We start from the raw sequence: 17,413 nt of genomic DNA, 5'->3' as shown, positions 1-17,413 counted from the left end.
CTGACCCTCTCCCCAAAGGGGAGAGGGGATGGTAAGCTGCCCCCCGCAATTTCAGAGCCTAATGAAATGGGGCAGCATGCTTAACATCGTCTTATTCGAACCAGAAATTCCGCCTAATACCGGCAATATTATCCGCCTGTGCGCCAACACCGGTTTTCGTCTGCACATCATCGAGCCGATGGGCTTTACGTGGGACGACAAGCGTCTGCGCCGCGCCGGGCTGGATTATCATGAGTTTACCGCCGTGATCCGCCATAAGGATCAGGCCGCATTTATGGAAGCGGAAAAGCCGGAACGGATCTTTGCCCTGACCACTAAAGGCACGCCTGCCCACAGCGCGGTTAGCTATCAGGAAGGCGACTATCTGCTGTTTGGCCCGGAAACGCGCGGCCTGCCGGCCACCATTCTTGATGCCCTGCCCGCTGAACAAAAAATCCGTATTCCGATGATGCCGGACAGCCGCAGCATGAACCTGTCGAACGCGGTGTCGGTGGTGGTGTATGAGGCCTGGCGCCAGCTGGGATACCCTGGCGCCATTCTCAGACGTTAAATCCCGTCACCATACTCAAAGGTATGGTGGATGCCGTTGAAGAACTGATCCATATCCATCGCCGGTTTATCGCTGTCCGGCTTGCCGACGATACGCGCCGGAACGCCTGCGGCGGTGGTATGCGGGGGCACAGGTTGCAGCACGACTGAACCGGCGCCAATCTTCGCGCCGCGTCCCACTTCGATATTGCCGAGGATCTTCGCGCCTGCGCCAATCATCACCCCTTCACGAATTTTCGGGTGACGGTCGCCACTGGTTTTCCCGGTCCCGCCGAGGGTTACGGACTGCAGGATCGAGACGTCGTTTTCAATCACCGCCGTTTCACCCACCACAATACCGGTCGCGTGGTCGAGCATGATGCCACGACCAATTTTCGCCGCCGGGTGGATATCCACCTGGAAGGTCACGGAAACCTGGTTTTGCAGGAAGATGGCCAGCGCGCGGCGACCTTCGTTCCACAGCCAGTGGCCGATACGGTAGGACTGCAGGGCGTGAAAACCTTTCAGATAGAGCAGCGGCGTGGAGTATTTATCCACCGCCGGGTCGCGGTTGCGTACCGCCTGAATATCACAGGCGGCGGAGGCGATCATCTCCGGGTCTGCCGCATAGGCCTCTTCCACTACTTCGCGAATGGCGATAGCGGGCATGATCGGTGAAGCCAGTTTATTGGCGAGCATATAGCTCAGGGCGCTGCCGAGGTTTTCGTGCTTGAGTAGCGTCGCGTGGTAGAAGCTGGCCAGCATAGGCTCACAGTCAGCCAGAGCCCGGGCTTCGGCTTTAATATTGTTCCAGACGATATCCAGTTCTTCACACGGCATTGCTTACTCCAGACGTAATGATAATGACCGGCCAGTTCTTTGCCAGCCGGGTCATTCAGGTGACAACGCTTTCCTGCAGTTAACTGCTGCTACGCTCGTCCTTGCGTGCACGACCTAATAAGGTCAATGCTGCCTCGCGCGCATTTTTTCCGCAATACAATACCTGATAAATTTCCTCGGTTATTGGCATTTCGACACCAAAACGGTGTGCCAGCTCGCGGACTTCTTTGGTATTGCGGTAGCCTTCCACCACCTGGCCGATCTTCTCCTGCGCGCCGATCACGTCCATGCCCTGGCCGAGCATCATGCCGAAACGACGGTTACGGGACTGGTTGTCGGTACAAGTCAGCACCAGATCGCCTAACCCTGCCATCCCCATAAAGGTGGCCGGATCGGCACCGAGCGCCGCGCCAAGGCGGGACATTTCAGTCAGCCCGCGGGTGATCAGGGCGGTACGCGCGTTCGCGCCAAAGCCGATGCCGTCGGACATGCCCGCGCCGATAGCGATCACGTTCTTCACCGCGCCGCCAAGCTGGACGCCGATAAAATCGGGGTTGCTGTAGACGCGGAAGCTTTTACCGCAGTGCAGCAGCTGCTGCAGATCGTCAGCGAAGGTCTCGTCGGTGGACGCCAGCGAGATAGCCGTTGGCAGCCCTGCCGCCAGCTCTTTCGCAAAGGTCGGGCCGGAGATCACCGCCAGCGGAATAGCATCCCCAAGCGCTTCACGGGCGACATCCTGCAGCAGGCGGCCAGTCTCGGCTTCCAGCCCTTTGGTCGCCCAGACCACGCGGGCATCATCACGCATCAGCGGTTTAATCTGACGCAGCACTTCGCCAAAGACATGGCTCGGCACCACGATCAGAATATTACGGCTGGCAGCAAGCGCAGTCGCAAGGTCGCTTTCAAGATGTAGTGAGTCAGGGAAAGGCACATCGGGGAGAAACGCAACGTTGCAGCGATCGGCTTCTAACGTCGCGATATGTTCAGGATTGTGGCCCCAGAGAACCACTTCGTGACCATTTCTTGCCAGGGTGATAGCAAGAGCGGTGCCGTAAGAGCCGGCACCGATCACAGTCATTGACGCATTGACAGTACTCATCAGGCATCCTGATGTTGGTCAGTACCTTCGCCAGCTTGCTGCTGCAGATAGTTCATAAACAGCGCATCGAAGTTCACCGGCGCAAGGTTCAGTTGCGGGAACGTACCGCGGGAAACCAGGCTGGTGATGCATTCACGGGCATACGGGAACAGGATGTTCGGGCAGTATGCGCCCAGGCAATGCGCCATCTGATTACCTTCGATGCCGCCGATGGAGAAGATGCCGCCCTGCTGTACTTCACACAGGAATGCAGTCTCTTCGCCCAGAGAGGCGGTTACGGTAACACGCAGCACGACTTCATACACATCTTCCGCCAGCTGGGTGGAAGCGGTATCCAGATCAAGTTTAACCTCTGGCTGCCAGTCTTTCTGGAAAACGTGCGGCGCATTAGGTGCTTCGTAGGAGACATCTTTGGTGTAGATGCGCTGGATCTGGAAAGTCATTTCGGTATTGTTTTGTTCTGACATGGAAAAACCCTTTTTAATTGTCCTAAAACGCCTTAGCGCAGCAGGGGATCAAGTCCACCACGCGCATCAAGCGCATACAAGTCATCACAGCCACCAATGTGCTGCGCATCGATAAAAATCTGCGGAACCGTCGTACGGCCACTACGTTTAATCATCTCTTCACGCTTTGCAGCATCGCCATCAATAGGCAACTCCTGAAAAGCAACGCCTTTGCTGTCCAGCAGCGCTTTTGCACGATGGCAGAACGGGCAGGTCGCTTTGGTGTAGATCTCGATATTGGCCATGACTCAACTCCTGTTTATTTACCGCGAACCAGAGGCAGATTCTCGCCGCTCCAGCCAGAGATGCCGTCTTTCAGGACAGTGACGTTAGCAAAGCCTGCTTTGACGAGGTTATTTGCCGGCTCCTGAGCCTGCATACCGGTGCCATCAACGACAATAACGGGTTTATCTTTATGCTTTTCCAGTTCGCCAAGGTTATTGGCTTTGATTTCGGTCGGCAGCAGGTTAATGGCGCCTGCAATGTGACCTTTACGGAAATCGTCGCGCTGACGCAGGTCGACAACGACGGCCTCTTCTTTATTGATGAGACGCGTTGCTTCGCCGCGGTTGATCACCTTCACTTTCGAAGTGAGGCCTTTAAAAGTGGTGAACAGTACTGCTGCCAGTAGACCAATCCACGCGATACAAAGTATGGGGTGGCGGCTGACAAATTGCATAATTTCTTGCATGGGGGGTAACGACTCCCGACTGAGTGAATAAAAAACCAGGACAGGAGTATACCTGTGCGTTGTGGCAAATACAGCCAGCGACAATAAGCTAATCCATTTTCTGCGTACTGCCACGAAAAAAAAGACCAAAATTCCCCTATCCTTACCCTTGGCCCGGCGGTTTCTTTGATCTTCTGCGGCTATTTGATCGATTCAGCTGTAGTAAAATTACGCAAATTTTTTGTCTTTTGAGCAAAGAGGTTGTCGCAATGTCGGTTTCTAAAAAACCTATGGTACTGATGATTCTGGACGGCTATGGCTATCGCGAAGATCAGCAGGATAACGCCATTTTCAACGCTAAAACCCCGGTCATGGATGCGCTGTGGGCAAAACGTCCACATACGCTGATCGATGCTTCCGGCCTGGAAGTGGGTCTGCCGGATCGCCAGATGGGCAACTCCGAAGTTGGACACGTCAACCTGGGCGCGGGCCGCATTGTTTATCAGGATCTGACCCGTCTGGATGTTGAAATTAAAGAACGTACCTTCTTTGCTAACCCGGTCCTGACCGGCGCGGTTGAGAAAGCGGCGGCAGCGGGCAAAGCCGTGCACATTATGGGCCTGCTCTCTGCGGGCGGCGTTCACAGCCACGAAGATCACATCATGGCGATGGTGGAGCTGGCTGCGGAAAAAGGGGCGGACAAAATCTATCTGCACGCCTTCCTCGATGGCCGCGATACCCCGCCGCGCAGCGCTGAATCTTCCCTGAAAGCTTTTGAAGAGAAGTTTGCCGCGCTGGGCAAAGGCCGCGTGGCCTCCATCATTGGCCGCTACTATGCCATGGACCGCGACAACCGTTGGGATCGCGTTGAGCAGGCCTACAACCTGCTGGTTGAAGCCAAAGGCGAGTTCCAGGCAGACACCGCCGTTGCCGCGCTGGAAGCCGCTTACGCCCGCGATGAAAACGACGAATTCGTGAAAGCGACCGTCATCCGTGCTGAAGGCCAGGCCGATGCCGCGATGGAAGATGGCGATGCGCTGATCTTCATGAACTTCCGCGCCGACCGCGCCCGCGAAATTACCCGCGCCTTCGTGAATGCCGACTTCGACGGCTTCGCCCGTAAAAAAGAGGTTAAGCTCGGCGATTTCGTGATGCTGACCGAATACGCGGCCGACATCAAAGCGCCATGCGCCTATCCGCCGTCTTCCCTGGCGAACACCTTCGGCGAGTGGATGGCGAAGCACGACAAGACCCAGCTGCGCATCTCCGAAACCGAGAAATATGCTCACGTTACCTTCTTCTTTAACGGCGGCGTTGAAGAGTCGTTCAAAGGCGAAGATCGCATTCTGATCAACTCGCCGAAAGTAGCGACCTACGATCTGCAGCCAGAGATGAGCTCTGCCGAGCTGACCGAGAAGCTGATCGCGGCTATCGAAAGCGGCAAATATGACACCATCATCTGTAACTACCCGAACGGCGACATGGTTGGCCACACCGGTGTGATGGAAGCGGCAATCAAAGCCATTGAAGCGCTGGACGAGTGCATTGCGAAGGTGACCAAAGCAGTAGAAGCGGCGGGCGGCCAGATGCTGATCACCGCCGACCACGGAAACGCCGAACAGATGCGCGACCCGGCCACCGGCCAGGCGCACACTGCGCATACTAACCTGCCGGTACCAATGATTTATGTCGGTGATAAATCAGTCAAAGCAGTGGATGGCGGTAAGCTTTCGGACGTTGCCCCGACCATGCTGGCCCTGATGGGCATGGAAATCCCGCAAGAGATGACTGGTAAGCCGCTGTTCATCGTGGAATAATCCCTCCCCATGAGGGGAAAGGCGATTGTTTCAATCACATGGGTCGTGAAGCCGTTACGGTTATCAGTCAGGCCTTTACTGTACGCCAGCGCACTCAGCGCTGGCGTATTGTTGTGCGCTGCATCCGTACACGCGGACGAGCGCGATCAGCTCAAAACCATTCAGGCCGATATCGCCGCCAAAGAGCGCGCGGTACGCCAGCAGCAGCAGCAGCGCTCCTCCCTGCTTGCCCAGCTTAAAAAGCAGGAAGAGGCCATCTCCGCCGCCGCACGTCAGCTACGAGAAACCCAGAACACCCTCGCCCAGTTGAATAAACAAATAGACGAGATGAATGCGTCTATCGCCAAACTTGAGCGCCAGCGTGCGGCTCAGGAGCGCAGCCTTGCCGCCCAGTTAGACGCGGCCTTTCGCCAGGGTGAACACACCGGCGTTCAGTTGATCCTCAGCGGCGAAGAGAGCCAGCGCGGTCAGCGCCTGCAGGCCTATTTCGGCTATCTCAACCAGTCCCGCCAGGAGACCATCGCCCAGCTGAAGCAGACGCGGGAAGAGGTCACCACGCAAAAAGCGGAGCTGGAAGAGAAGCAGAGCCAGCAGCAAACTCTGCTTTACGATCAGCAGGCCCAGCAGGCCAAACTCGAGCAGGCGCGCAACGAGCGTAAGAAAACCCTTGCCGGGCTGGAGTCCTCCATTCAGGAAGGCCAGAGCCAGCTGAGCGAAATGCGCGCTAACGAATCTAAACTGCGCAACAGCATCGCCCGCGCGGCAGCGGCCGCCAAAGCGCGCGCCGAGAAAGAGGCCCGTGAAGCGCAGGCCGTGCGCGACAAGCAGCAGGAAGCCTCCCGCAAAGGCACCACCTACAAACCCACCGAAAACGAACGCTCGCTGATGTCCCGCACCGGCGGTCTGGGCTCTCCGCGTGGTCAGGCCTACTGGCCGGTACGGGGCTCAATTCTGCATCGCTATGGCGAACAGCTGCAGGGTGAGCTACGTTGGAAGGGGATTGTAATCGGCGCATCGGAAGGCAGCGAAGTGAAAGCTATCGCCGATGGCCGGGTGATCCTCGCCGACTGGCTGCAGGGTTACGGCCTGGTGGTCGTGGTTGAGCACGGTAAAGGCGACATGAGTCTTTACGGCTACAACCAGAGCGCGCTGGTCAGCGTTGGTACCCAGGTGCGGGCCGGTCAGGCTATCGCCCTTGTGGGCAGCAGTGGCGGTCAGGGCCGCCCGTCACTCTATTTCGAAATTCGTCGCCAGGGTCAGGCGGTCAATCCACAGCCGTGGTTGGGAAGATAAGTTTTGCTTCAATTTCGTCGTATGGTTTTTCCCCTCGTCAGCGCACTGGCGCTGGCGATGCCGGTTTACGCAGGTAAACTCGCTATCGTTATTGATGACTTCGGTTATCGTCCACACACAGAAAATCAGGTCCTGGCGATGCCGTCCGCCGTCTCTGTCGCCGTCCTGCCAAACGCGCCTCACGCGCATGAAATGGCCACCAAAGCCCATAACAGCGGGCACGAAGTGTTGATCCATCTGCCGATGGCGCCGCTCAGTAAACAGCCGCTGGAAAAAGACACGCTGCGCCCGGAGATGAGCAGTGACGAGATCGACCGCATCATCCGCGAGGCGTACAACAAAGTGCCTTACGCGGTAGGGTTGAACAACCATATGGGCAGCGCCATGACCTCCAGCCTGTTTGGCATGCAGAAGGTGATGCAGTCCCTGGCGCGCTATAACCTCTACTTTCTGGACAGCATGACCATCGGCAACAGCCAGGCGATGCGCGCTGCCCAGGGCACCGGCGTGAAGGTGATTAAGCGCAAAGTGTTCCTCGATGACACGCAGAACGAAGCCGATATCCGCTTCCAGTTTAACCGCGCCGTGCAGGTAGCCCGTCGCTCAGGTTCGGCTATCGCTATTGGTCACCCGCATCCGTCCACCGTTCGCGTATTGCAGCAGATGCTGCCATCCCTGCCTGCGGATATCACCCTGGTTCCGGCGAGCAGCCTGCTCAACGAGCCGCAGGTGGATACCTCCCGGCCGGTCAGCCCGCCGCCCGCCGGCGCTGCGCCTGGCACAAAACCGCGTAACCCTTTCCGTGGCGTGACGCTTTGCGCACCTAAACAGCCGCCGGAGCCGGTCTACGTTACCCGCTACTTCTCGGTGATTGGTGAAAGCATCAGCCAGAGCACGCTGGTGAAATATGTTCAGCTGCAGTGGCAGGGATGGGGTAAGAAAAGTTAATTCCACCTCAGGCGGGATGGCTTACTCAATGACGTGGGAGTCCGCGTGCTTTTTTTTGCTCGCGGACGCCTTTTGTTCCTTATGCTGATACCAGGCTTTGAAATATTTCAGAAAGCTGTAAAAGGTGGCGTAAAGACCAGTCACTACGCCGACTCTCCCCTGGCGCCACGCGCCGCTGAACAGATACCACTTGAAGAACGCGCCGATGGCGCTGATTGCACCGCGCGCAATCGACGGCCTGATGGTCTGGTACTTCACCAGGCGAGTGGTGTAGCTGTTGAGCTTGTTGAACACTTCATGCAGGGAATAGAAGGTGTCATGGCGCACGCGGCCCGGGATTTTTACCGACTGGATCGCCCCTTCCACTTTGTCATCCACCGGCCGCTGATTAAAGCGCGCCTGGGTGCGGTTAAACAGCCGTACCGGGAAGTCAGGTGAAGAGATGGGATAAATAGTGCGTACCTCTTCCCCCAGCACGTGCCAGTAGCGGGAGATGCGCCACGCCAGCTGCGGATGAGGTTCCTCGCCCGCCTTCAGCTGCAGGATGAAATCCACGGTTTCCGCATCCAGAATCTCATCGCTGTCCATGCATAACACCCAGTCGTTGCTCGCCAGATCGATGGCGTGATTCATCTGTACGCCATGCATGGCATAAGGGTGATGATGGGTGCTGATGCCGTACTCCTGGCAAATGGCTAACGTGCCGTCGTGACTGCCGGAGTCGAGGACAACGATCTCATCGGCGACCACCATCAACGGAGGCAATACCTCTCGCAGCAGTCGCGCTGAGTTACAGGTCAATAAACAAACGGTGAGCTTGAACATAGGCGCTGTAAAGTTGAGTAAACTTCCAAAGACTCTATAAGCGCAGGGGGAAAAAAGCGAAGAAAAGTTGGTGGCATTCCGGTTGTGGACTAAAAAACGTGAGGCCAGCGAAAAAAAAGCGCCCGCAGGCGCTTTTTTACTTAATTCCAGCTCAGGATAACTTTCCCTGACTGGCCTGAACGCATCGCGTCAAAGCCCTGCTGGAACTCATCGATGGAGAAGCGATGAGTAATGATTGGGGAGAGATCCAGACCAGACTGGATCAGCGCCGCCATCTTGTACCAGGTTTCGAACATCTCGCGGCCGTAAATACCCTTGATGAACAGACCCTTGAAGATGACTTTGTTCCAGTCGATGGACATGTCCGACGGCGGAATACCTAACATTGCAATACGTCCGCCGTGGTTCATGGTGTCGAGCATAGTGCGGAACGCCGGCGGCGCACCGGACATCTCCAGACCGACGTCAAAGCCCTCGGTCATGCCCAGCTCTTCCATCACGTCGTTCAGGTTCTCTTTAGAGACGTCCACCGCACGGGTAACGCCCATTTTGCGCGCCAGGGACAGACGGTATTCGTTCACATCGGTGATCACCACGTTACGCGCACCGACGTGTTTCGCCACGGCAGCCGCCATGATGCCGATTGGGCCTGCACCGGAAACCAGTACGTCTTCGCCCACCAGATCGAACGACAGCGCGGTGTGCACCGCATTACCAAATGGGTCGAAGATGGAGGCCAGATCGTCAGAGATGTTGTCCGGGATTTTGAAGGCGTTGAACGCCGGGATCACCAGGTATTCTGCGAAGCAGCCCGGGCGGTTAACGCCCACGCCGACGGTGTTGCGGCACAGGTGGGTGCGTCCGCCGCGGCAGTTACGGCAGTGGCCGCAGGTGATATGGCCTTCGCCGGAGACGCGATCGCCAATTTTAAAGCCTTTCACTTCCTGACCGATGCCAACCACTTCGCCGACGTATTCGTGACCGACCACCATCGGGACCGGAATGGTTTTCTGCGACCACTGGTCCCAGTTGTAGATATGTACGTCAGTACCGCAGATGGCGGTTTTACGAATTTTAATCAGCAGATCGTTATGACCGACTTCCGGCTCCGGAACGTCGGTCATCCAGATGCCTTCTTCCGCTTTCAGTTTGGATAACGCTTTCATCACACGTCCTCAGGCAATCACGCCCAGTTGTTTGCCGATGCGGGTAAAGGCTTCCACCGCACGCTCAATTTGTTCAGGGGAATGCGCCGCAGACATCTGGGTGCGGATACGCGCCTGACCTTTTGGCACCACCGGGAAGAAGAAACCGGTGACGTAAATACCCTCTTTCTGCAGTTCGCGGGCGAAGTTCTGCGCCACCACGGCGTCACCCAGCATGACCGGGATAATGGCGTGATCGGCACCGGCCAGCGTAAAGCCTGCGGCGGTCATTTTTTCGCGGAACAGACGGGCGTTGGCCCACAGTTTGTCGCGCAGATCGGCACCCGATTCCACCATCTCCAGCACTTTAATGGAGGCGGAAACGATGGCCGGGGCCAGGGAGTTGGAGAAGAGATACGGACGGGAACGCTGACGCAGCCACTCCACCACCTCTTTGCGCGCCGCGGTATAGCCGCCAGACGCGCCGCCGAGGGCTTTCCCCAGGGTGCCGGTGATGATGTCCACGCGGCCCATCACGTCGCAGTATTCGTGGGATCCACGGCCGTTTTCGCCGACAAAGCCGACGGCGTGGGAGTCATCAACCATCACCAGCGCATCGTATTTGTCCGCCAGGTCGCAGACGCCTTTCAGGTTGGCGATCACGCCGTCCATGGAGAACACGCCGTCGGTGGCGATCAGCACGTGACGCGCACCGGCTTCACGGGCCTCTTTCAGACGCGCTTCCAGCTCAACCATGTCGTTATTGGCGTAGCGGAAACGCTTCGCTTTACACAGACGCACGCCGTCGATGATCGACGCGTGGTTCAGGGCATCGGAAATAATCGCATCTTCCGCGCCGAGCAGGGTCTCGAACAGACCGCCGTTGGCGTCAAAGCAGGACGAGTACAGAATGGCGTCTTCCATCCCGAGGAAGGCGGCCAGCTTGCTCTCCAGCGCCTTGTGGCTGTCCTGGGTACCGCAGATGAAACGCACGGAGGCCATGCCAAAACCGTGGGTGTCCATGCCCGCTTTCGCAGCGGCAATCAGCTCAGGGTGATTCGCAAGACCCAGGTAGTTGTTGGCGCAGAAGTTAATCACCTGGCTGCCGTCGGCAACGGTGATATCCGCCTGCTGAGCGGAAGTAATGATTCGCTCTTCTTTGAACAACCCTTCCGCCCGCGCGGTTTCCAGGTCACTGGTTAACTGTTTGTAAAAATCACCACGCATTGCAATTCTCCAGACTCAACAAATTTTGGCACATATTACCCAAAGCTATACGTTGATACGAGATGACGCTTTAACTGTTATCGTTTTTGCAGCATAAATCACGTGTACCCCTGCGCTAAGTCGGTGAATGGCTGAAGGGTGGTCATACTAATGATATGATATGAATATTAGTGCCCGGGATTGTCCCCGGGCTCCACACTTCAAAGGTTACAGTTATGATCATCGTTACCGGCGGCGCGGGCTTTATCGGCAGCAACATTATCAAGGCCCTCAATGACAAAGGCATCACCGACATTCTGGTGGTGGACAACCTGAAAGACGGCACCAAGTTCGTAAACCTGGTGGATCTGAACATTGCCGACTACATGGATAAAGAAGACTTTCTGATCCAGATTATGGCGGGCGAAGAGTTCGGCGATATCGACGCAATCTTCCATGAAGGTGCTTGCTCCTCCACCACCGAGTGGGACGGCAAGTATATGATGGACAATAACTACCAGTACTCTAAAGAGATCCTGCACTACTGCCTGGAGCGCGAAATTCCGTTCCTGTACGCCTCTTCTGCGGCGACCTACGGCGGACGCACCTCCGACTTCATCGAATCCCGCGAATACGAGCAGCCGCTGAACGTTTATGGCTACTCCAAGTTCCTGTTCGACGAATACGTGCGCCAGGTGCTGCCAGAAGCGAACTCCCAGATTGTCGGCTTCCGCTACTTCAACGTCTACGGACCGCGCGAAGGCCACAAAGGCAGCATGGCGAGCGTGGCCTTCCACCTCAATACCCAGTTGAACAACGGCGAAACCCCGAAACTGTTCGAAGGCAGCGATGGCTTCAAGCGTGACTTCGTCTACGTGGGTGACGTGGCGGCAGTTAACCTGTGGTTCTGGGAAAACGGCGTTTCCGGCATTTTCAACCTGGGGACCGGTCGCGCAGAGTCCTTCCAGGCGGTGGCTGACGCAACCCTGGCGTACCACCAGAAAGGCAGCATTGAGTACATCCCGTTCCCGGATAAGCTGAAAGGCCGCTATCAGGCATTTACTCAGGCAGATCTGACCAACCTGCGCGCTGCGGGCTATGACAAGCCGTTCAAGACCGTTGCCGAAGGGGTAACGGAATATATGGCCTGGCTGAACCGCAAGGCGTAAGAAATAAGCATGAAGATACTGGTGATCGGCCCGTCATGGGTGGGCGACATGATGATGTCGCAAAGTCTCTATCGCACGCTCAAGGCGCGCTATCCCCAGGCGATAATTGACGTGATGGCACCCGCGTGGTGCCGTCCGCTGTTATCGCGGATGCCAGAAGTTAACGAGGCGATCCCGATGCCGCTCGGCCACGGGGCGCTGGAGCTCGCAGAGCGCCGCAAGCTCGGCCATAACCTGCGCGACAAACGCTACGACCGCGCCTTCGTGCTGCCTAACTCCTTTAAGTCTGCCCTTGTCCCGTTCTTTGCGGGGGTGCCGCACCGCACCGGCTGGCGCGGCGAGATGCGCTACGGCCTGCTGAATGACGCCCGCGTACTGGATAAAGAGGCCTGGCCGCTGATGGTAGAGCGCTACGTGGCGCTGGCCTACGACAAAGGGGTGATGCGCAGCGCGAAAGATCTGCCGCAGCCGCTGCTCTGGCCGCAGCTTCAGGTCAACGAGGGTGAGAAATCCCACACCTGCAACACCTTTGGCCTGCTGGCCGATCGCCCGATGATTGGCTTCTGCCCCGGCGCGGAGTTCGGCCCGGCGAAGCGCTGGCCGCACTATCACTATGCCGATCTGGCGAAGCAGCTGATCGATGAAGGCTATCAGATTGTCCTGTTCGGCTCGGCGAAAGATCACGAGGCGGGCAATGAAATTCTCGCCGCCCTGAGCATCGAGCAGCAGGCCTGGTGCCGTAACCTGGCCGGGGAGACCCAGCTGGAGCAGGCGGTGATCCTGCTCGCCGCCTGTAAGGCGGTGGTGACAAACGACTCCGGCCTGATGCACGTAGCCGCGGCGCTGAATCGCCCGCTGGTGGCGCTGTACGGCCCGAGCAGCCCGGACTTCACGCCGCCGCTGTCCAGTAAGGCGCGCGTCATTCGTCTAATCACCGGCTACCACAAAGTGCGTAAAGGTGACGCCGCCGAAGGCTATCACCAGAGCCTGATCGACATTACCCCGCAGCGTGTCCTCGACGAGCTCAACGAACTGCTGTTGAGCGAAGAAGGGTAACGGATGCGGGTACTGATCGTTAAAACCTCCTCCATGGGCGATGTGCTGCACACCCTGCCCGCGCTCACTGACGCCATGCAGGCGATTCCGGGCATCCGTTTTGACTGGGTAGTTGAAGAAGGCTTCGCGCAGATCCCCACCTGGCATGCCGCCGTCGACCGGGTGATCCCGGTGGCGATCCGTCGCTGGCGCAAAGCCTGGTTCTCCGCCCCGATCAAGGCCGAGCGTAAGGCCTTTCGCGACGCGGTGCAGGCGCAGCGTTACGACGCCATTATCGATGCCCAGGGGCTGGTGAAAAGCGCGGCGCTGGTCACCCGGCTGGCGCACGGCGTGAAGCACGGCATGGACTGGCAGAGCGCCCGCGAACCGCTGGCCAGCCTGTTCTACAACCGCCGTCACGCCATCGCTAAACAGCAGCACGCGGTAGAACGCACCCGGGAGCTGTTCGCCAAAAGCCTGGGTTATGCCAGACCAGAGATGCAGGGCGACTATGCGATTTCGCAGCATTTCCTGCACGATGCAAAACCAGACGCGCCTTATCTCATCTTCCTGCACGCCACCACCCGGGATGATAAACACTGGCCGGAAGCGCACTGGCGTGAGCTTATCGGCCTGCTGGGCAACGCGGGCCTGCGCATCCGGCTGCCATGGGGCGCCCCGCACGAAGAGGCGAGGGCGAAACGTCTGGCAGAAGGGTTTGCATACGTGGACGTGCTGCCCCGCATGAAGCTGGATGGCGTCGCGCAGGAGCTGGCGGGAGCAACGGCAGTCGTCTCGGTTGATACCGGACTCAGCCACCTGACGGCGGCGCTGGATCGTCCTAATATTACGCTTTACGGCCCGACGGATCCGGGTCTGATTGGCGGCTACGGCAAAAATCAATATATCTGCCGCCCGGAACATTCATCGCAGCTGAGCGACCTGTCCGCCACTGCGGTATTTGCGCAATTAGAGCCTTTGCTGGCAGCAGAGAGAGCCTATGTCTGATTTTTTCTCAGCGGAGCGCCCACCGAAGCGCGTGCTGATCGTTAAGCTGCGTCATCACGGTGACGTTCTGCTGACCTCGCCGGTCTTTACGGTGTTGAAAACTAACTATCCCAACGTCGAAGTGGATGCCCTGGTGTATGACGACACCCAGGCGATGCTCACCAGCCATCCGTTTATCGACCAGGTGCACACCATCGGGCGTAACTGGCGTAAAAAAGGCTGGTTCGCGCAGTTCCGGCTGTACCGTGCGTTGCTGAACACCCTGAAAGGGCGTGACTACGACGTGCTGATCAACCTGACCGAACACTGGCACGGCGCCCGTCTGGCGCGTCGGCTGAAGCCCCGCGTCTCCGTCGGCTTTAAGCCTGATAAGCGTGGCGGGCTGGCGCGTCGTCGCTGGGTGAAATCCTTTACCACCCTCTATCCGGCGATCCAGGATAACAGCCGCCATATGGTGGAGGTGAACCTGGATGCGCTGCGGCGGATCGGCATTCATCCGCAGACCGATGCCGACAAACATACCCTGTTTGTGCCGGGCGACGCGGCAGAAGCGTCGATTGCGGAGAAACTGGCCGGATTCGGGCTGAGCAGCGGCTCTTATATTCTGGTCCATCCCACGTCGCGCTGGATGTTTAAGGCCTGGGATATCAACAAGCTGGCGGCGACCATCGATACGCTGGCGGCCCGCGGCCTGCCCATTATCCTCTCCGCCGCGCCGTCAAAAGAAGAGACCGCCTATATGGATGAGCTGCGCGCCGCGCTCACCCAGCCGGTGTTTGATTTGAGCGGCCAGCTGAACCTGAAAGAGCTGGGTGCGCTGATGAAGCATGCACGGATCTATTTCGGCGTCGACTCTATGCCGATGCACCTCGCCAGCGCCGTGGGCACCCCGACCGTCGCCATCTTCGGCCCGACCGGGGCGATCAAATGGGCGCCGTGGGGGGTGAACTACCGCGTCATCACCGCCGGATTTACCTGTCAGCCCTGCGGTAAAGCGGGCTGCGGCGACAGCGGCGTCTCCGACTGTATTACGGCCATCACCCCGCAAATGGTGCTGAGCGCCATTGATACCCTGCTGCTGGAAAATCCGGCATGAAGCTGGCTATCGTCCGACAGACCTATAACCCTAACGGCGGCGCGGAGCGCTTCGTCTCCCGCGCGCTGAACGTCCTGGCTCAGGATACGGCCCTGGACGTCACGCTGATCGCCCGCCAGTGGGAAGATGCCGCTGGCTGGAAAACGCTGACCGTTAATCCCTCATTCCGTAACCGCCTTGACCGCGAATCGGGCTTTGCCGACGCCGCGGCGGCGCAGTTTGCGCAGTTCGATATCGTGCAGAGCCACGAGCGCATTCCGGGGGCAACCATCTTCCGGGCCGGTGACGGCGTACACGCCACCTGGCTTGAGCAGTACAACCGCATCCAGTCGCCGCTGGCGCGCTGGGCGCAGTCCCTGAGCCGCTACCATCGCTATATTTTGCGGGCGGAAGCGCAGATGTTTACTCACCCTGCACTGCGCAAAGTGATCTGCAACTCGAAGATGGTGCGGGACGATATTGCCCGCCGCTTTGGCCTGACGGATGACAAGCTGACGGTGATCTACAACGGTGTGGATACCAACCACTTCAGCCCGGCGGTGCGCACGCACTCTCTGCGCGATGCGCAGGGGATCCCACAGAATGCGCCTGTTCTGGCCTATGTGGGTTCCGGCTTCAGCCGTAAAGGGGTGGCGACGGCGCTGCGGGCCATTGTGCCGCATCCTGACGTCTGGCTGCTGATTGCCGGGCGCGACAAGCACGCCCGCAAATTTGAAAAGCTGGCGCAGACGCTCGGTGTGGCATCCCGGGTACGTTTTCTGGGGCCGGTTGCCGACGTGCGCCAGGTTTACGGCACCGCCGACGCGCTGATCCTGCCGACGCTTTACGATCCCTTCCCGAACGTCTGTGTCGAAGCGCTGGCCTGCGGCCTGCCGCTGCTCACCAGCCATGGCTGCGGTGCGGCGGAGTGGATTGAAGAGGGGGTAAACGGCTGGGTACGCGACGCGCTCGACAGCGACGGTTATCAGCAGACAATCGGACTCTGGCTTGAAGGACGCAGGCAGGGCACTGATTACTCAGCAGCAGCACGCGCGACTGCTGAGCCTTATACCCTGGAGCGAATGGCGAAAGAGCTGCAGGCACTCTATCGCGAACTGCTGCGCTGAGCCGCGGTGGAGAAGACCTTCTCCATCGACTCAAGCATGCACTCCCGGGTAAAATGGCTGCACAGGTAATCGTAACCCTGCTGCGCCAGCGTTTCGCGCAGCAAAGCGTCCTCATACAGCTTCACAATCGCCTCGCGCAGCGCCGCTTCGTCGCGCTGCGCAATCAACATCCCGGTCTGGCCGTTAATCACCGCATCTGCCGTGCCGCCTGCGTCGGTGGCAATGGTCGCGATCCGCGAGGCCAGCGATTGCAGTACCCCCTGCGGAACGCCCTCCATATCGTGCGAAGGACTGAGCGCGATATCAAACGCCGGGAACCAGCGCTCCGGATCGCTGCGGTGCCCCGCCATCACCACCCGCTCCTGTAACCCCTGCGCCACGATCTCCTGCTCCAGCGTCGCTTTATGCGGCCCTTCACCGACAATCGCCAGCTTAATGTGCGGGTTATCAATGGCAGCGAGAGCGCGTAACAGCACGCTATGGCCTTTGTTTGGACGCAGATGCGACACTACCCCCAGCCAGAAATCCTCCTGCGACAGACCGCAGTGCGCCCGGGCCTGCTGTTTATCCGCCGGATGAAAACGCTGCGTATCCACGCCGCTGGGTACTGACGTGCTCTGGGCCATCGGCACGCCGATGTCCGCCATTTGCTGACGCAGCGCCTCTCCGGTGGTCACGATATGGGCGCAGGCTTTACGAAACAGCCAGCGGGTGGTCCAGTTATTGCGCGGGACGCCGGAGGCATGACGGGTACGCACCAGCGGGACCGGATTCGACAGGGTGAGATTAGCCAGCGCCACCAGCCAGGTATCGGCAGAATTGTGACTGTTTATGACATCAACAGAGTGGCGGTTCGCTTTCAGCCAGCCGCGCAGCTGCTGCAGGCTATGAAGATTTTTACGCCTTAACGGCATGGTGACCACCGTTAACCCGGCATCGCGTGCCAGGGCGTGCAGCGGGGCACTTTCCGGGCAAAGTATGGTCACCTGATGGCCGTGCTGAATCATCCCAAGAGATTCATTAATAATGCGTAACGGCTGGCCGCCCTTACCCCCGTCTGCTTCAGTGTGAACAATATGCATACTTTTCCTGGTTATTGTGCAATAGCTGGCATAACAACAA

At 58.4% G+C, this 17,413-nt stretch carries 18 protein-coding genes; 9 read left to right on the top strand and 9 right to left on the bottom strand.

Translation table 11 applies throughout. The features are described from left to right. Window positions 1–76 precede the first annotated feature (76 nt). On the top strand, window positions 77–550 hold the full coding sequence (trmL, locus tag FHN83_RS12380; protein ID WP_139563935.1) for a tRNA (uridine(34)/cytosine(34)/5-carboxymethylaminomethyluridine(34)-2'-O)-methyltransferase TrmL: 474 nt from the start codon (window positions 77–79) through the stop codon (window positions 548–550). Here trmL and cysE read toward each other — a convergent pair. The 5 genes from cysE to FHN83_RS12355 form a co-directional block, all read right to left on the bottom strand. Next, window positions 547–1,368, bottom strand: a complete 822-nt coding sequence (gene cysE / locus FHN83_RS12375) for a serine O-acetyltransferase (RefSeq protein WP_039030144.1) — start codon at window positions 1,366–1,368, stop codon at window positions 547–549. The two genes, trmL and cysE, sit on opposite strands and share 4 nt — an antisense overlap. 79 nt (window positions 1,369–1,447) lie before the next feature. Next, on the bottom strand, window positions 1,448–2,467 hold the full coding sequence (gene gpsA / locus FHN83_RS12370) for an NAD(P)H-dependent glycerol-3-phosphate dehydrogenase (RefSeq protein WP_039030145.1): 1,020 nt from the start codon (window positions 2,465–2,467) through the stop codon (window positions 1,448–1,450). Continuing rightward, window positions 2,467–2,934 (bottom strand): protein-export chaperone SecB, encoded by a 468-nt coding sequence (gene secB, locus FHN83_RS12365; protein WP_039030146.1) that lies wholly within the window; start codon window positions 2,932–2,934, stop codon window positions 2,467–2,469. The genes gpsA and secB overlap by 1 nt, the downstream gene beginning before the upstream one ends. Window positions 2,935–2,966: 32 nt before the next feature. Continuing rightward, window positions 2,967–3,218 carry a glutaredoxin 3 gene (gene grxC / locus FHN83_RS12360; RefSeq protein ID WP_032615744.1) on the bottom strand — a complete coding sequence of 84 codons (252 nt, stop codon included), beginning with the start codon at window positions 3,216–3,218 and terminating at the stop codon, window positions 2,967–2,969. A gap of 14 nt (window positions 3,219–3,232) precedes the next feature. Next, a complete protein-coding gene (locus tag FHN83_RS12355; protein ID WP_039030147.1) occupies window positions 3,233–3,664 on the bottom strand; it encodes a rhodanese-like domain-containing protein in 432 nt (143 codons plus the stop codon). A gap of 248 nt (window positions 3,665–3,912) precedes the next feature. On the opposite strand from FHN83_RS12355, the gene gpmM reads away from it, so the two are divergent. Genes gpmM through FHN83_RS12340 form a run of 3 tightly spaced genes read left to right on the top strand, consistent with a single transcriptional unit; the run spans window position 3,913 to window position 7,701 of the window. Next, a complete protein-coding gene (gene gpmM / locus FHN83_RS12350; RefSeq protein WP_139563934.1) occupies window positions 3,913–5,460 on the top strand; it encodes a 2,3-bisphosphoglycerate-independent phosphoglycerate mutase in 1,548 nt (515 codons plus the stop codon). Window positions 5,461–5,493: 33 nt separating this feature from the next. Further along, the gene (gene envC / locus FHN83_RS12345) at window positions 5,494–6,753 is read left to right on the top strand and encodes a murein hydrolase activator EnvC (RefSeq protein WP_231568135.1); all 1,260 of its coding nucleotides are present in this window, start codon (window positions 5,494–5,496) and stop codon (window positions 6,751–6,753) included. A 3-nt stretch (window positions 6,754–6,756) separates the two neighbouring features. Further along, entirely contained in the window at window positions 6,757–7,701 is a 945-nt protein-coding gene (locus FHN83_RS12340) for a divergent polysaccharide deacetylase family protein (protein ID WP_039030150.1), read from the top strand. Window positions 7,702–7,722: 21 nt separating this feature from the next. On the opposite strand, the gene FHN83_RS12335 is transcribed toward FHN83_RS12340, so the two are convergent. From FHN83_RS12335 to kbl, 3 genes are all read right to left on the bottom strand, one after another. Further along, complete coding sequence (locus FHN83_RS12335) at window positions 7,723–8,526, bottom strand: glycosyltransferase family 2 protein (protein WP_139563933.1); 804 nt, start codon at window positions 8,524–8,526, stop codon at window positions 7,723–7,725. Between the two features lie 140 nt (window positions 8,527–8,666). Next, the gene (gene tdh / locus FHN83_RS12330) at window positions 8,667–9,692 is read right to left on the bottom strand and encodes an L-threonine 3-dehydrogenase (protein WP_039030152.1); all 1,026 of its coding nucleotides are present in this window, start codon (window positions 9,690–9,692) and stop codon (window positions 8,667–8,669) included. Window positions 9,693–9,701: 9 nt separating this feature from the next. Next, window positions 9,702–10,898 carry a glycine C-acetyltransferase gene (gene kbl / locus FHN83_RS12325; protein WP_039030153.1) on the bottom strand — a complete coding sequence of 399 codons (1,197 nt, stop codon included), beginning with the start codon at window positions 10,896–10,898 and terminating at the stop codon, window positions 9,702–9,704. Between the two features lie 215 nt (window positions 10,899–11,113). Here kbl and rfaD point away from each other — a divergent pair, with 215 nt between their 5' ends. From rfaD to FHN83_RS12300, 5 genes are read left to right on the top strand one after another with little or no spacing between them, the layout of a single operon-like run. Beyond that, window positions 11,114–12,046, top strand: coding sequence for an ADP-glyceromanno-heptose 6-epimerase (gene rfaD / locus FHN83_RS12320; protein WP_039030154.1), 933 nt, complete (start codon window positions 11,114–11,116; stop codon window positions 12,044–12,046). Between the two features lie 9 nt (window positions 12,047–12,055). Next, window positions 12,056–13,102, top strand: coding sequence for an ADP-heptose--LPS heptosyltransferase RfaF (gene rfaF / locus FHN83_RS12315; protein ID WP_139563932.1), 1,047 nt, complete (start codon window positions 12,056–12,058; stop codon window positions 13,100–13,102). 3 nt (window positions 13,103–13,105) lie between these two features. Continuing rightward, on the top strand, window positions 13,106–14,089 hold the full coding sequence (rfaC, locus tag FHN83_RS12310; RefSeq protein ID WP_039030156.1) for a lipopolysaccharide heptosyltransferase RfaC: 984 nt from the start codon (window positions 13,106–13,108) through the stop codon (window positions 14,087–14,089). After that, window positions 14,082–15,185, top strand: a complete 1,104-nt coding sequence (rfaQ, locus tag FHN83_RS12305) for a putative lipopolysaccharide heptosyltransferase III (protein WP_139563931.1) — start codon at window positions 14,082–14,084, stop codon at window positions 15,183–15,185. The genes rfaC and rfaQ overlap by 8 nt, the downstream gene beginning before the upstream one ends. Then, the gene (locus tag FHN83_RS12300) at window positions 15,182–16,291 is read left to right on the top strand and encodes a glycosyltransferase family 4 protein (protein WP_039030158.1); all 1,110 of its coding nucleotides are present in this window, start codon (window positions 15,182–15,184) and stop codon (window positions 16,289–16,291) included. The genes rfaQ and FHN83_RS12300 overlap by 4 nt, the downstream gene beginning before the upstream one ends. On the opposite strand, the gene FHN83_RS12295 is transcribed toward FHN83_RS12300, so the two are convergent. Continuing rightward, window positions 16,270–17,373, bottom strand: coding sequence for a glycosyltransferase family 4 protein (locus FHN83_RS12295; protein ID WP_139563930.1), 1,104 nt, complete (start codon window positions 17,371–17,373; stop codon window positions 16,270–16,272). The genes FHN83_RS12300 and FHN83_RS12295 overlap by 22 nt on opposite strands. Between the last annotated feature and the right edge of the window lie 40 nt (window positions 17,374–17,413).

Origin of the sequence: Leclercia adecarboxylata (assembly GCF_006171285.1) — a bacterium.
GTDB classification, from domain to species: domain Bacteria; phylum Pseudomonadota; class Gammaproteobacteria; order Enterobacterales; family Enterobacteriaceae; genus Enterobacter; species Enterobacter barmai.
Note: the sequence above shows the minus strand (reverse complement) of the source record. Positions and strands in the feature narration are given on the sequence as shown.

Coding starts and splice junctions, on each gene's coding strand:
- trmL (WP_139563935.1), top strand. CDS start 77: ATGCTTAACATCGTCTTATTCGAACCAGAAATTCCGCCTAATACCGGC.
- cysE (WP_039030144.1), bottom strand. CDS start 1,368: ATGCCGTGTGAAGAACTGGATATCGTCTGGAACAATATTAAAGCCGAA.
- gpsA (WP_039030145.1), bottom strand. CDS start 2,467: ATGAGTACTGTCAATGCGTCAATGACTGTGATCGGTGCCGGCTCTTAC.
- secB (WP_039030146.1), bottom strand. CDS start 2,934: ATGTCAGAACAAAACAATACCGAAATGACTTTCCAGATCCAGCGCATC.
- grxC (WP_032615744.1), bottom strand. CDS start 3,218: ATGGCCAATATCGAGATCTACACCAAAGCGACCTGCCCGTTCTGCCAT.
- FHN83_RS12355 (WP_039030147.1), bottom strand. CDS start 3,664: ATGCAAGAAATTATGCAATTTGTCAGCCGCCACCCCATACTTTGTATC.
- gpmM (WP_139563934.1), top strand. CDS start 3,913: ATGTCGGTTTCTAAAAAACCTATGGTACTGATGATTCTGGACGGCTAT.
- FHN83_RS12335 (WP_139563933.1), bottom strand. CDS start 8,526: ATGTTCAAGCTCACCGTTTGTTTATTGACCTGTAACTCAGCGCGACTG.
- tdh (WP_039030152.1), bottom strand. CDS start 9,692: ATGAAAGCGTTATCCAAACTGAAAGCGGAAGAAGGCATCTGGATGACC.
- kbl (WP_039030153.1), bottom strand. CDS start 10,898: ATGCGTGGTGATTTTTACAAACAGTTAACCAGTGACCTGGAAACCGCG.
- rfaD (WP_039030154.1), top strand. CDS start 11,114: ATGATCATCGTTACCGGCGGCGCGGGCTTTATCGGCAGCAACATTATC.
- rfaF (WP_139563932.1), top strand. CDS start 12,056: ATGAAGATACTGGTGATCGGCCCGTCATGGGTGGGCGACATGATGATG.
- rfaC (WP_039030156.1), top strand. CDS start 13,106: ATGCGGGTACTGATCGTTAAAACCTCCTCCATGGGCGATGTGCTGCAC.
- rfaQ (WP_139563931.1), top strand. CDS start 14,082: ATGTCTGATTTTTTCTCAGCGGAGCGCCCACCGAAGCGCGTGCTGATC.
- FHN83_RS12300 (WP_039030158.1), top strand. CDS start 15,182: ATGAAGCTGGCTATCGTCCGACAGACCTATAACCCTAACGGCGGCGCG.
- FHN83_RS12295 (WP_139563930.1), bottom strand. CDS start 17,373: ATGCATATTGTTCACACTGAAGCAGACGGGGGTAAGGGCGGCCAGCCG.